The organism is Comamonas testosteroni, assembly GCF_030505195.1.
Taxonomy (GTDB): Bacteria; Pseudomonadota; Gammaproteobacteria; order Burkholderiales; family Burkholderiaceae_C; genus Comamonas; species Comamonas testosteroni_G.
The window spans coordinates 2018543-2031822 of sequence record NZ_CP129672.1; the positions used below are offsets into that span (position 1 = coordinate 2018543).

General features: G+C 59.5%; 9 protein-coding genes and 1 pseudogene. 5 read left to right on the forward strand and 5 right to left on the reverse strand.

Translation table 11 applies throughout. The features are described 5' to 3' along the window. Positions 1 to 6 precede the first annotated feature (6 nt). Positions 7 to 1176: a TolC family protein gene (locus QYQ99_RS09250; RefSeq protein WP_302092366.1), complete on the reverse strand. Its 1170-nt coding sequence runs from the start codon at positions 1174 to 1176 to the stop codon at positions 7 to 9. A gap of 333 nt (positions 1177 to 1509) precedes the next feature. Then, positions 1510 to 2199, reverse strand: coding sequence for a response regulator transcription factor (locus tag QYQ99_RS09255; RefSeq protein WP_302092367.1), 690 nt, complete (start codon positions 2197 to 2199; stop codon positions 1510 to 1512). A 116-nt stretch (positions 2200 to 2315) separates the two neighbouring features. Between QYQ99_RS09255 and QYQ99_RS09260 the strand changes: the two genes are divergently transcribed. Then, positions 2316 to 4364, forward strand: a complete 2049-nt coding sequence (locus QYQ99_RS09260) for a sensor histidine kinase (RefSeq protein WP_302092368.1) — start codon at positions 2316 to 2318, stop codon at positions 4362 to 4364. A 185-nt stretch (positions 4365 to 4549) separates the two neighbouring features. Further along, positions 4550 to 5554: pseudogene (locus QYQ99_RS09265) on the forward strand (IS481 family transposase). A gap of 539 nt (positions 5555 to 6093) precedes the next feature. On the opposite strand, the gene glmS reads toward QYQ99_RS09265, so the two are convergent. Next, a complete protein-coding gene (gene glmS / locus QYQ99_RS09275) occupies positions 6094 to 8010 on the reverse strand; it encodes a glutamine--fructose-6-phosphate transaminase (isomerizing) (RefSeq protein ID WP_302092369.1) in 1917 nt (638 codons plus the stop codon). A gap of 136 nt (positions 8011 to 8146) precedes the next feature. Between glmS and QYQ99_RS09280 the strand changes: the two genes are divergently transcribed. Further along, complete coding sequence (locus QYQ99_RS09280) at positions 8147 to 8647, forward strand: Lrp/AsnC family transcriptional regulator (protein ID WP_302092370.1); 501 nt, start codon at positions 8147 to 8149, stop codon at positions 8645 to 8647. Between the two features lie 181 nt (positions 8648 to 8828). Then, positions 8829 to 9908: a sensor domain-containing diguanylate cyclase gene (locus QYQ99_RS09285; RefSeq protein WP_302092371.1), complete on the forward strand. Its 1080-nt coding sequence runs from the start codon at positions 8829 to 8831 to the stop codon at positions 9906 to 9908. 4 nt (positions 9909 to 9912) lie between these two features. On the opposite strand, the gene QYQ99_RS09290 is transcribed toward QYQ99_RS09285, so the two are convergent. Together QYQ99_RS09290 and glmU are read right to left on the reverse strand one after the other, a co-directional pair. Next, the gene (locus QYQ99_RS09290; RefSeq protein ID WP_302092372.1) at positions 9913 to 10710 is read right to left on the reverse strand and encodes a sensor histidine kinase; all 798 of its coding nucleotides are present in this window, start codon (positions 10708 to 10710) and stop codon (positions 9913 to 9915) included. After that, positions 10710 to 12158 carry a bifunctional UDP-N-acetylglucosamine diphosphorylase/glucosamine-1-phosphate N-acetyltransferase GlmU gene (gene glmU / locus QYQ99_RS09295; RefSeq protein WP_302092373.1) on the reverse strand — a complete coding sequence of 483 codons (1449 nt, stop codon included), beginning with the start codon at positions 12156 to 12158 and terminating at the stop codon, positions 10710 to 10712. The genes QYQ99_RS09290 and glmU overlap by 1 nt, the downstream gene beginning before the upstream one ends. Before the next feature lie 104 nt (positions 12159 to 12262). Between glmU and QYQ99_RS09300 the strand changes: the two genes are divergently transcribed. After that, entirely contained in the window at positions 12263 to 13243 is a 981-nt protein-coding gene (locus tag QYQ99_RS09300; RefSeq protein WP_302092374.1) for a LysR substrate-binding domain-containing protein, read from the forward strand. Positions 13244 to 13280 lie beyond the last annotated feature (37 nt).

Sequence of the window (13280 nt, forward strand, 5' to 3'; positions counted from 1 at the left end):
GGGAACTTATCGAGGTTGCGAGAACATGGCAGGCATGGCACCTGGGGGGTCCAGCCGCCCCATGCGAGCAGACAGGCGCAAGCTGTTGACGCGCCAGCTGGCTTGCACCTGGGCTTGCTGCATTTGCTGATCTGCCAGCTCACGTACGGCGTTGAGCACGTCGAGCCAACTTTTGTAGCCGGATTCGTATTGGCGGCGAAACGATGCCAGGGTGCTCTCCAGCGTCATCACCGATTCGGCATAACCAGCCAGCAAGGTCTGGTCGGAGGCACGACGGTCCAGTAACTGGAGCAGCTGGATCTGCTGTTCGTGGCGCTGCTGGGCCAAGTCCTGGCGTGCGGCTTCGACGCGTTCCAATGCAGCTCGCTGTTGCGCCTGATTGGCCAACCCCATACCTTCCAAGCTGGCTTGCATGACGATATTGAGCGTCGTACTGCTGGTTTGATTGGGCAGCCTTGCAACCTGGTTGCGCCCGGCCTCCAGAAGCACCGTGGGCATGTTGGCGGTACGTGCGCGCTGCACATCGGCCTCGGCCAGAGTCACCATGGATTCGCGCAGGCGCACAGGTGCACTTTGCCCCAATACCTGCTCGTTGATCACTGGTTCGCCAGGAAGATCAAGCATGAAGGAAGGCGCTGGCAGATCGCTGGCCACCGTCAATTGAGTTAGAGCCAATAACGCAGCCTCGGCATTGCGCAGATCGGCTCCAGCGGTTTCGCGCTGGGCACGGGCTTGTAGCAGCCGGGTCTGAGCCATGCTGACATCCACTGCAGAGGCCAGACCACCGGTAGCACGGCGCTGGATTTGCTGCTGCAACTCCTGATGACGAAGCACGCTTTGCTCCGCAACTGCAAGACGCTCACGCGCGCCTTGCACGTTGGAGTAGCTAACGGCGGTTTCCTCCAGCAGCTGCCGCATGGTGAACCAGACTTCGGCCTGCTGCACCTGAACATCCTGGTCGGCATAGGCGATTGCGTTGTCGATACGACCGAATGCCCACAGGGGCTGTCTAGCGTTAATCGTGGCGGTACTAGCGCCGCTGTAGCCTGAACTCTGACCGGTGCCGATCGAGGTACTGAGCGTGGGGTAGCGTGCGGCACGCGCGCCATCGGCAGCGGATTCCTTGGCTCTAACCTGGGCTTGCTTTCCAGCCAGAGCGGGGTGGTTTTGCAGCATGCTGCGCAGAGCCGCCGGCAGACCGGAGGGTAAATCGGTTATGGCTTGAGCAGATGCTGAAAAGGCTAGGCAGCAAGCCATGCCTGCGGTCAGAAGAAGGGTGCGATGCATGATGGGGCAATGGCCGACCTGTAGTTAAGGACGACACAGTCTGACAAAGCGCTCGGCAGCTCGCGATCGTGGAGCCATTGATGAAATTGGCTCAAGATGGCGCCTTGGCTGCCCGGCAGCTGGTTATAAGCGCATTAAAGGTAGCCAATCTGAGGGATTCTGAGCAGAAGTGGCTTAACTGCAGGTTGCGGATAAAGTTTCTGCGTGAGTGCTGGGCGGCGTTCAGATGCTGACGAGCGCGTTCGCATGGAAGCGATAGCCCACATTGCGCGCCGTGATGATCGGCAATGTCAGTCCGCTGCATTCGTCGACCTTGCGACGAAGGCGGCGCATCTGGGTATCCAATCGCCGCTGGTCATAGCTGAGGTAGTCCTCGTCCAGAGCTTGAATGATCTGTCTTCGGCTAACGATATGGCCTGCATGGCGCATCAGCTCTTGTAATACGATCAAGTCCTGCTCGGAAAGAGCGATGGTTGGTCCGCTTGGTGGGTGCAGGCTGCGGGGTCCCGGTTTCAGCACCCAGGTGTCTGCCTTTTTGGTGCTGGGTGCGTTCAGCCGTCTGGACAGTGCCGCCAGGGTTGCGGCCAGCTCGTCCAGATCTGAGGTTTTGGAAAGGTAGTGGTCCGCTCCGGCATCCAGGCCGCTGACGCGGTCGCGTGCACTACCACGCGCTGTGAACACCACAATGCCTAGATTTTCGCCGCGTGTACGCAGTTCCTGGATCACAGCTAAGCCATCGCCGTCGGGCAGCCCAAGGTCGAGCAGTGCTAGGCCGTGGCGATTCGGATCAAAGCGCCTACGAAAGCCAGCCAACGAGGACTCTGCGTCGACGCGATAGCCGCAGTCACTGAGAAAGTCGCACAGTTCGTCACGCAGCACCGCTTCGTCTTCGAGCAAGATCACATCAAACATGAGTGTAGGGTAGGTCGCAGGGAGTGCGCCAATCTGAGCATTGGTCGGTATTGTGCTACAGGCAGCAGCTCCCGCAGTCCGGGCACACATCGTTCGTACACCGATAATCTGCGCCGATGTGGACCCTGATATTGTTTCCATTGGCACGGCTGGCCCAGCACAGGTTGTGGGTGTTGATGACGGTACTGTTGCTGGCTCTGGCCTGCCCTTCCGCCTATGCTCAGCCCGTGTTGCAGCTTGAGGTTGGCGACAGCATTTCGGCCAATGGCTATCTGGCGCTTTTGCGCGATCCAGGTGAATTAATGGATGCCGATGCAGCGGACGCGGCAGCTTCGTGGCGAGCTCTGCCCGGCTCTGTGAATCTGGGCTATACCGATGATGCGGTATGGCTTCGCCTAAGCGTGCAACGTGGCAGAGATGCTCCTGCCCGCTGGCTGCTTAAGTTCAGCAATGCATTGCTTGACGATGTACGCTTGTATCGGCGTGATCGTTTCGGGTATTGGCAGTTAGTGCAGCATTCCGGCGAGGAGCAAGATCGCCGACTTTGGCCTATCAATGCAAGGAATCCTGTGCTGCCGCTGCAACTGGACAGCGCAGCTCCCGAATCCCTTCTATTGCGCGTACAGACACGCAATGCGCTGACGACACGCCTGGAAATTGCCACGCCAGAGTTGCATGGATCCGAATCGCAGCGCGAAAGCTTTTATTACGGGCTGGGCCTTGGTTTCGGACTGCTGCTGATCCTATTTCATGCGTTGTTCTGGTTTAAGACGCGCGAGACGGTTAATGCCTGGTACGTGGCTTATGTGGGGATTGCTTTGCAAAGCGAGTGGCTGACTTCCGGCCTGGCCCAACAGACCTTCGGTCTGCCGGGATGGCTTTCGGACTATTGGCTGAGCTTGGTCTTGTGTGCGGCCTTACCTGTAGGGGTGTTCTACAGTGATATGCAACTGGGGCTGGCACAGAGAATGCCGCGCTTCAGTCGGGGCTTGATTGTCGTCTTTACCGCGATAGGGCTGATTGCAGCGACGCTGGTAATCGCAGGTGACTTCGGCTCCGGCATGCTGCTGATGCAGCTTTCTGCCTTGGCGGCCATGCTCATCATGATAGGGACGGCTATCTGGATGCTGCAAAGAGACGATGGCCGGGCACGCGCATTTCTGCTGGTGTTTGGTATCTATTACGCTGGCGTGATGGTCTCCTTCTTGCGCAACCTAGGGCTGGTTCCAAACTCAGTGATCTCTCAGAACGCCGCAGCCTTGGGTACTCTGGTTCACATGGTTGTGATGAGCGTTCGGCTCAGTGGGAACTACGACAGCATGCACCGAGAGAAGGAAGCCGCGCAGCAGCGCGTTGTGGCGTTGGTCGAGCAACAAAACGAGCTGCTGGAGCAGGAAGTACTTCGTCGAACTGAGGCTTTGCGTCAGGAAATTGGACGAAGAGAGTATCTGGAGACAGAACTGCGGGCGGCACTGGAGACAGAGCGCCGGACCAGGCAGTCACAACTGGATTTCATCGCAATGATTTCACATGAGTTTCTCACGCCGTTGGCCATCGTCAACACGACTGCTCAGCAGATCGCTCGCAATATTGATGCAGCGCGTGAAAAGACGTTGGCACGATGCGTAAATCTGCGCAACGCAGCCAAGCGGATGATGGCACTGGTCGATGAGTATTTGAGCACCGATCGCATGAACACCGAGCATGCACCGTTTCAACCGCGGGAGTGCTCTGGCGCGGAGTTGCGCGAACTTTTGGATGAGTTGGTATCAGACTGGCCTGAAGAAAGAGTGAGACTGCATGACGCAACCATTCCCGATCGGCTGTGGTGCGATTTGCAGCTTATGAGGGTGGCGATCCGTAATCTGTTGGCGAATGCCGATCGTCACACAGCGTCTGGCCTGCAGTTCGATTTGGAGGTCTTGAGGCAATCTCAAAGCAGAATTGCCTTTCGGGTCAGTAACCCTGGTACTGAGATACCTGTCGAAGAAGTGCCCTATCTGTTCGAAAAATATTTTCGAGGCCGGCAGGCTCAACAATCTCCAGGGGCAGGGCTGGGCTTGTACTTGGTTCGCCGGATCGCAGAGCTACATAACGGAGAGGTAGTGCTGGAAGACTTGAGAAAGGATAAAACCGTACGGTTCCTAATAAGTATTCCTGTATGAGTCAGTCAAACTCAAGCGGTGATCTTGCTCTTCCCCCGGGACAAGGTCCATCACTTGCACACTGATGGACTGCGCATATGAACGGCAAGCCTCTTCCTTTTGAGAAAAATTTGGACAACCCGCAACAGGTGTTTGATCCCACGTTTTGATGGTGCAATTTTTTCCCATGAATGGAAGGAAGCACTATGAGCCAGGTACTGCACGTGAGCGCCACAACGACAGAGGCAGTCCGTCGAGCGATACAACATAGTCAAGAGCGCTGAAGAGCACTATCCAAGCGCTACGGGATCAGTCAGAAGACGGTGGCGAAGTGGCAGAAGCGAACCTCGGTCGCCGATCTGCCAACAGGGCCGAGGCAGCCGTGCTCCACCATTTTGTCCGTTGAAGATGAGGCGGCGATCATCGCCTTTCGCAGGCATACCTTGCTGCCGCTGGACGATTGCCTCTATGCACTGCAGCCGAGCACCCCGCATCTGACGCGCTCGTCGCTGCATCGATGTCTGCCGCGTCATGGCATCTCGCGGCTGCCAGAGATTGAAGGCAACAAGCCTGTCAAGAAGAAGTTCAAGAGCTATCCAATCGGTTACTTCCACGTCGACATTGCCGAGGTGCAAACAGCCCAAGGCAAGCTCTATCTGCTTGTGGCCATTGACCGAACTTCCAAGTTCGCTTTTATCGAACTCCATGCCAAGGCCGGCAAGATGATTGCTGCACAGTTCCTGCAGCATCTGGTCAGCGCAGTGCCATACACCATCCATACGGTGCTGACTGATAACGCACTAAATGCAAGAGGTCTTCTGCCAAACGACAACAGCATCGTGCACCGGTCTGGCATCCAGTTTATGAACCGTGCGTGTGATCGGTGGGCTAGCGATCATATTTTTGGCCGCGTCTGCACCGAGCACAACATTGAACATCGCCTTACCAAGATCAAACATCCTTGGACCAACGGGCAGGTTGAGCGAATGAACCGGACCATCAAAGAAGCTACCGTCAAGCGCTTTCATTACGACGATCACGAGCAGCTGCAGCAGCATCTGGCTGACTTCATCGCTGCCTACAACTTCGGGCGAAGACTCAAGACGCTCAAGGGCTTGACGCCGTATGAGTTCATTTGCAAGCAGTGGACATCCGAGCCCAAACGCTTCAAACTCGCTCCGCTCCATCAAATGCCAGGACTAAACACCTAGTCGGCGAAATCTGCATAAATCACTGGTGGCGTAACCACCTCTTGCGGTTGCAAGCGACAAAACAGCCCTGCGCGTGAGTTGGATGTGCGCCGACTGAGGCAGAACACGAGATCATCGAAATAGACATTTGGGCGCTCGGGTTGCACGGAGCCGTGCCCCCGCACCTGATACCGCGCCAGTGCGGCTAACGTGGTGTTCAGCGGCGCTATTGGGATCTATGACACTGGCGTCGACCTTGTCGATCCTTGTTCGACTGCTTTGCGACACCACCATCAACCGCTTGCAGCCTGAAGCAAGCGTCTAAACTCGACAAGCCTTCGAACCATCCTCCGACCGAAATACAAATTCGTCACAGAGCAGCATTCCGACAAAGGAGTCCTGCCCAGGAAGAGCGGTGAAACTCTGGACACAAAAAAGCGCTCACATCCGAGCGCTTTTTTACTGCTGCTAACTCAAGCAAAAAGTGGGACACCCAGCCCTACTAACTTTATTCGCGTCCGACAAAATTTATTTACTCTTGTCAGCACGAAGCCATTGGCTTATTCCACCGTGACCGACTTGGCCAGGTTGCGCGGCTTGTCCACATCGGTGCCGCGTGCCACCGCAGTGTGATAGGCCAGCAGCTGAAGCGGCACCACGTGCAGGATGGGGCTCAGCGCACCATAGTTCTCGGGCATGCGAATGACATGCATGCCTTCGCTGCTTTCGATATTGGTCTTGGCATCGGCCAGCACATAGAGAACACCGCCGCGCGCACGCACTTCCTGCATATTGCTCTTGAGCTTTTCCAGCAGTTCGTCGTTGGGGGCCACGGTGACCACAGGCATCTGGCTGTCCACCAGCGCCAGCGGGCCATGCTTGAGCTCGCCGGCGGGATAGGCCTCGGCGTGGATGTAGCTGATTTCCTTGAGCTTGAGCGCACCTTCCAGTGCAATGGGGTAGTGAATGCCGCGACCCAGGAACAGTGCGTTTTCCTTCTTTGCAAAGTCTTCAGCCCAGCTGATGATTTGCGGCTCCAGCGCCAACACGGATTGCAGGGCCACGGGAAGGTGGCGCATGGCCGTCAGATATTGCTGCTCTTTCTCTTCCGTGAGACGTCCCTTGGACTGAGCCAGCGCCAGCGTCAGCAGGAACAGGCCTGCAAGCTGTGTCGTGAAGGCCTTGGTCGATGCCACGCCGATCTCCACGCCGGCGCGCGTGATGTAGGCCAGCTCGCACTCGCGCACCATGGCGCTGGTGGCCACATTGCAGATGGTCAGGCTGTGCTTCATGCCCAGGCTCTGGGCATGGCGCAGGGCCGCCAATGTATCGGCGGTCTCGCCCGACTGGCTGATGGTCACGATCAGGGTCTTGGGATCGGGCACGCTGGTGCGGTAGCGGTACTCGCTGGCCACTTCCACATTGCAGGGAATGCCGGCAATCGCCTCTATCCAGTACTTGGCCGTGCAGCCGCTGTAATAGCTGGTGCCGCAGGCCAGAATCAGGACCCGGTCGATCTCCTTGAACACGCGCCAGGCAGCAGCACCGGTCTTGCCTTCCGAAGTGACCCCGTCAAACAGCTCGGGGGCAATGTTCTTCAAGCCCTCCAGCGTATCGCCCAGTGCGCGCGGCTGCTCGAAGATTTCCTTTTGCATGTAGTGGCGATAAGGGCCCAGCTCGGCTGCGCCGCTGTGCGCCATCACGGTCCTGACCGGACGCTGCTGCTCTGTCAGGCGCTCGCCGCTCTTGCTGATGACCCAGTAGCGTCCCGGCTGCAGATCGATCAGATCGCCCTCTTCAAGGTACACGATCTGGTCGGTCACACCCGCCAGCGCCATGGCATCGCTGGCCAGGAAATGCTCCGCGCCGTCCTTGCCCACACCCAGAATCAGCGGCGAGCCGGCACGAGCACCCACCACACGGCGAGGTTCGTCCCGGTGCATCACGCCAATCGCATAGGCGCCATGCAGGCGAGCCGTTGCGGCTTGCACGGCGTCGAAAAGATCGCCGTTGTAGAGACTGTCCACCAGATGGGCGATGACCTCGGTGTCGGTCTGACTGGCAAATACATAGCCCTTGGCCTGCAGCTCGGCACGCAAGGCTTCGTAGTTCTCGATGATGCCGTTGTGCACCAATGCCACGCGTGCCGGTGCATCGGCATCAGCCACGGGCGAGATGCCGGGACCATGGCTGAAGTGCGGATGGGCATTGCGCACCGCAGGCTCGCCGTGAGTGGCCCAGCGGGTATGGGCAATGCCGGTGAAACCTTCCACATGCTCGGTCTTGACCTGCTCCATCAACTCGGCCACGCGGGCTGTAGAGCGCGCGCGCTGCAAGCCCTGGCTCAAGCCGTTGGCATCAGCGGCCTGTACAGCCACACCACAGGAGTCATAACCGCGATACTCGAGTCGCTGCAGACCCTGGACCAGAACCGGAACGATATTGCGATGAGACACCGCAGCAACAATGCCACACATAGAGGTACACCTTAGGTTGTTTGAGCGAGCATGCTAACGGCTACAATAAAAAATTTTCAATCAATAAAAACAACGAAATGATTGAAAATTTCACCAAACAAGAATATTGATTATTTATTCAATAAAATTCATATAAATGAATGAAAATTCCATCAATCTGGACGATACCGACTTGCAACTGCTACAGCAATTGCAGCTGGATGCCAGCCTGAGCAACCAGGCCCTGGCCCGGCATCTCGAGCTGTCTGCCCCTACCTGCCTGCGCCGGGTCAAGCGCCTGCAGGAGCTGGGCCTGATCGAGAAACAAGTCGCCATTCTGAGCAGCGAACACATCGCCCGCCTCACCGGTCATGGCCTGCAGGCCATTGTGGAAGTCTCGCTGGACCGACAAGACAGCAGCTCACTGCTGCAATTCGAGCACAAGGCAGTGGCCGAACCCGGCGTGCAGCAATGCTGGCGCGTCTCTCCCGGCCCCGACTTCATCCTCGTCATTGCCTGCATCGATATGCCGGCCTACCTGGCATTGAGCCAGAAGCTGTTCACGCAGGATGCCAATGTGCGCAATGTCAAAGCCTTCTTCAGCATCAAGCGAGCCAAATTCAGTACCGCACTGCCCTTGCCCGTCCCCAATCATTAGGGACTTGCACGCCTTTATTTTTGAACCGCCATGTGTGGTGCGGACGCCGCGCAAGCCCCTCAATAATTGATACAAATTGTATTAATTCGATTATTCTCGCAGCCTTGACTTAAGCCAATCCCACCAGATGCCCTTGCATCGAGATATTCACCGCCGGACCTACCCTCTACGCGCCTCTTATATGGCACTGGGCGGAGCAGTGGTGGCTGCGAGCCTGTCATATCTCCCGACCAATCTCGCATGGTGGGCATTCACTGCGGTCAGTGCGCTGCTATGGCCGCATATTGCGTTTTTGCATTCGAGTCGGCAACAGGATCAGTTCCATGCGGAGTATTTCAATTCTCTGATAGATGCGCTGATCGTCGGCTGCTGGATTTCTCTGATGCACTGGAGCCTGCTGCCCAGCATCTGCATTCTGGCCATCGGCGTGGCCGACCGCTTCTATACCGGTTTGAAGCGCCGCTGGCTGCCTTCCCTGATCGCGCTGCTGTGCGGCATGCTGTTCATGGGCATCGCCTTAACGCCCACTCCGCAATGGGACGCACCACTGGCGGTGCAGCTCAGCCTGCTGCCGCTGATCATTTTGCACAGCGCCTATGCCAGCTGGTCCAACAGCCGGATGCTCAAGGCTCTGGCCAGGCAGAACCTGCAGCTCAAGCTATTGGGGCGCATTGATCCGCTGACCACGGTATACAGCCGCGATTACTGGTGGAAGAAAGCCCGTGTCGCGCTGCACCAGCACCGCACCGTCAAGGAGCAGACCTGCCTGCTGGTGATTGACATTGACCGGTTCAAGAGCGTGAATGATCTGTACGGCCATATTGTGGGCGACGATGTTTTGAAAATGATCGGGCTGGCGATTAGAAGCAGCCTGCGCAACAACGATATTGCAGGGCGCTACGGCGGCGATGAATTCACCGTGCTTTGCAAGCACACCACGGCCAAGGAGGCATATTCGGTCGCCATGCGTATTTGCGAAAAAATTGCTCATATACGCATTCGCGAATATCCACAGCTGCACCTCAGTGCGAGTATCGGCGTTGCGGCCGCCGATCACAGTTTTGGCTCGGTGACCGAGTGGATCAAAGCGGCCGACAGTGCGCTTTACAGCGCCAAGAGCGGCGGGCGCGACCAGGTGATGGATGCCACGCAGCAACCCGAGCGGCAGCACAGTCCCTCGACCATGCCCATGCGACCGGAATCCACGCGAATCAGCCCGTCGAGCGCCGGGCAGGAAAACCTGGACCGCGACGTGGTCTGAGCACTCAGGGCAGGCAGGTTGGCCAGTGCATCTGCAACTGGCATCCCGCATTGGGCCGGGCTTGAATTTCCGCCTCGCCACCATGGCGACGACATATATCGCGCACCAGTGCCAGACCGACACCGAGGCCCTCGAACTCGGCCTCGCGATGCATGCGCTGAAAGACGCCAAACAGCTTGCCCGCGCGCGCCTGCTCGAAGCCGACTCCGTTGTCCGTCACCGAGATGCAGCAACCGCCTTGCCCGTCGCGCTGCACATCGACCTGAATGCGCGCCAGAGACATGGTGCGCGTGAACTTGACGGCATTGGCGAGAGCCGCACTCAAAGCCTGCTCCAGCAGATGAGGATCGGCCAGCAACATGGGCGCTGCCGCAGGCAGACACCACTCGATGCTTCGGCCTTCCGAGCCAGCCTGCAAACGCTGCCGAATACCGGGCAGCAAGGCCTGCAAGTCCACGGGCTGCGGCCGCAGCACATGGCTCTGAGCCCGGTTCAGCTGCAGCAAACCGTCGAGCATGGCCGCCATGCGCTGGGCGGACTGGTCCATGGTCTGCAAAAAGCTGCGCGCTTCCTCCAGGTCCTCGACACCCGGGCTGGTGGACTGCAGCAACTCGGCAACCAGCGGATTGAAAGCCAGCAGATGGCGCAGCGGCGCCCGCAAATCATGCGAGACGGCATGCATCCATTCCTGCTGGGCCGTGCGCAAGGCGGCCAGCTCGGCCTCGCGCCTGGCCAGCAGCGCCAGCGCCTCGTCCAGGGACTGAGGCGCCAGGCTCTCCAAAGCTTGCTGCACTTGTTCCATCAGGCTTTGGGCAGCTTTTCAGGGCGCTTCCAGTTGCGGATGCTGACCTGCCTGCCACGTCCTACCGTCAACGCGCCTGCCTCCGTATTCTTGGTCACGGTAGAGCCACCGCCCACCGTGCCGCCGGCGGCAATCGTCACCGGAGCCACCAGCACGCAGTTGCTGCCGATATGCACATCGGCCTCGATCACGGTGCGGTGCTTGTTCACGCCGTCATAGTTGGCAGTGATGCTGCCTGCACCATAGTTCACGCGCTCGCCCACCGTGGCGTCGCCCAGATAGGCCAGGTGGTTGGCCTTGGCGCCATCGGCCAGGGTGGAGTTCTTCACTTCCACGAAGTTGCCGATATGCACTTCGCGGCCCAGTCTGGCTCCGGGGCGCAGGCGGGCAAACGGGCCGATCAACGCGCCCTGACCCACTTCCACACCGGCCTTCTCGCCATCGATATGCGTGAAGGGGTGGATCACGGCATCCTCGGCAATGCTCACATTGCTGAGATGGCAGTTGGCGCCGATCCTGGCGCCGGCGCCGATCGTCACCTTGCCGGCAAAGATGCAGTTCACGTCGATTTCCACATCCTGGCCGCAGCTCAGGCTGGCCTTGGTGCCGCGAGCATCGTCACGCAGGTCGAAGCGCGCAGGATCGGCCATGCGCACGCCCTGCTCCATCAGCTGGCGCGCCTGGCGCAGCTGGTGGGCGCGCTCCAGCTCGGCCAGTTGCAGCGGGCTGTTGACGCCCGCCACCTGCAGCGCATCGGCAATGCGGTGGCCCACCACAGGCACGCCGTCGGCCACGGCCATGGCGACGATATCGGTCAGGTAGTACTCGCCCTGGGCATTGTTGTTGTCGAGCTTGGCAAGCCAGGCCGTCAGATGCCTGGCTGGCACGGCCATGATGCCGCTGTAGATCTCGGTGATGGCACGTTCGGCTTCGCTGGCGTCCTTTTGCTCGACGATGCGCTGCACCGTGCCGGCATCGTTGCGCACGATGCGGCCGTAGCCCGTGGGATCGGCCATGGTCACGGTCAGCAGCGCCATCTTGTCGCTGCCTGCGGCATCGAGCAGACCTTGCAGCGTGTCGGCCTGGGTCAGCGGCACATCACCCGACAGCACCACGACCAGACCATCGTCCTTGAGCGCAGGCACGGCCTGCTGCACGGCATGGCCGGTTCCCAGCTGGGGCTCCTGGCGCACAAACCTCAGATCCATTGCACCATGGGTGCCATCCGCGCCACTCGCGCCATTGGCAGCGGCGATGGCCGCTTCAACTTCTGCAGCACCATGGCCCGTCACCACCACCGCCGAGCGCGCCTTGAGCTGCGCAGCGGTATCCAGCACATGCTGCAACAGGGCACGACCGGCCAGCTTTTGCAGCACCTTGGGATGGCGGCTTTTCATGCGGGTGCCTTTGCCGGCAGCCATGACGACGATGTCCAGAGGTGCAGTCATATTGATTTGTGGGATGAAAACCGCCTGATTATCGACCCATAGCCGCTGCCGGCAACTGCAAGCGCAGGCAACAGTGGCCGCAAACGCCTTATGCTTTGCCTGCCATGCCTCATGCAACCACCAGCCCCACTCCGCTGCTTCGCACCCGCGCCGTCGGCGCAGGCCATCTGCGCGCCTTTGTGGCCGTAGCCCGACACCTGAATTTTCGTGCCGCAGCGAACGAGCTGGCACTGACCCAGTCTGCCGTCAGCCGCCAGATCCAGTCGCTGGAAGACGAGGTCGGCATTCCGCTGTTTCTGCGCCATTCGCGCGCCGTGGAGCTGACGGGTGCCGGTGCCCAGCTGCTGCATGCCGTGCAACCTGCGCTGGAGTCGATCGACGCCACCGTGCGCCAGATCCGCCAGACTGTGGGCCGCAAGAGCGTGGCCATCACCACCTGGGCCAGCTTTGCCGCCATGTGGCTGATTCCGCGCCTGGAAGCTTTCCAGCGCGCCCATCCCGATATCGACATTCGCATCGACACGGGCGACGCCGTGGTCGATCTGGAGACCACCGATGTGGACCTGGCCATACGCTACAGCGCCGGAGTCTCCGATGCTGCGGCCAAGGCCCTGTTTGGCGAAGAGCTGGTGCTGGTCGCAAGCCCAGCCCTGCTCAAGAGCGGCCCCGCCGTGCGCAGCCCCGCCGATGCGGCCCGCTACACGCTGATTGAAACCGGCGACGTGCACCGCATGCCCCAGCTGGAGTGGCTGAGCTGGCAGCGCTGGTTTGCCGCCAACGGCTGCGACCAGCTGCAGCCGCCGCGCTGGCTGTACTTCAACTACGCCCACCAGATCGTGCAGGCCGCGCTGGCGGGCCAGGGCCTGGCCATTGCGCGCCTGCCGCTGGTGGCCGATGCGCTGGCGGCCGGCACCCTGGTCGAGGTATTGCCAGAGCATCGCCTGGCATCGCCCCTGTCGTACTGGCTGCTGCAAGGCCCGCGCAGCAGCGAACGGCCCGAAGTGCAGGCCTTCTGCCAATGGCTGATGACCGAAGCCCTGCAGACCCGCAGCGCCATGCAAGCTGCGAGCCACAGCGAGCAATAAAAAAGAGAGCTACCCACGCATGATCTGCAACGGTTTC

Coding starts and splice junctions, on each gene's coding strand:
- QYQ99_RS09250 (WP_302092366.1), bottom strand. CDS start 1,176: ATGCTGCAAAACCACCCCGCTCTGGCTGGAAAGCAAGCCCAGGTTAGA.
- QYQ99_RS09260 (WP_302092368.1), top strand. CDS start 2,316: ATGTGGACCCTGATATTGTTTCCATTGGCACGGCTGGCCCAGCACAGG.
- QYQ99_RS09300 (WP_302092374.1), top strand. CDS start 12,263: ATGCCTCATGCAACCACCAGCCCCACTCCGCTGCTTCGCACCCGCGCC.
- QYQ99_RS09255 (WP_302092367.1), bottom strand. CDS start 2,199: ATGTTTGATGTGATCTTGCTCGAAGACGAAGCGGTGCTGCGTGACGAA.
- glmS (WP_302092369.1), bottom strand. CDS start 8,010: ATGTGTGGCATTGTTGCTGCGGTGTCTCATCGCAATATCGTTCCGGTT.
- glmU (WP_302092373.1), bottom strand. CDS start 12,158: ATGACTGCACCTCTGGACATCGTCGTCATGGCTGCCGGCAAAGGCACC.
- QYQ99_RS09285 (WP_302092371.1), top strand. CDS start 8,829: ATGGCACTGGGCGGAGCAGTGGTGGCTGCGAGCCTGTCATATCTCCCG.
- QYQ99_RS09290 (WP_302092372.1), bottom strand. CDS start 10,710: ATGGAACAAGTGCAGCAAGCTTTGGAGAGCCTGGCGCCTCAGTCCCTG.
- QYQ99_RS09280 (WP_302092370.1), top strand. CDS start 8,147: ATGAATGAAAATTCCATCAATCTGGACGATACCGACTTGCAACTGCTA.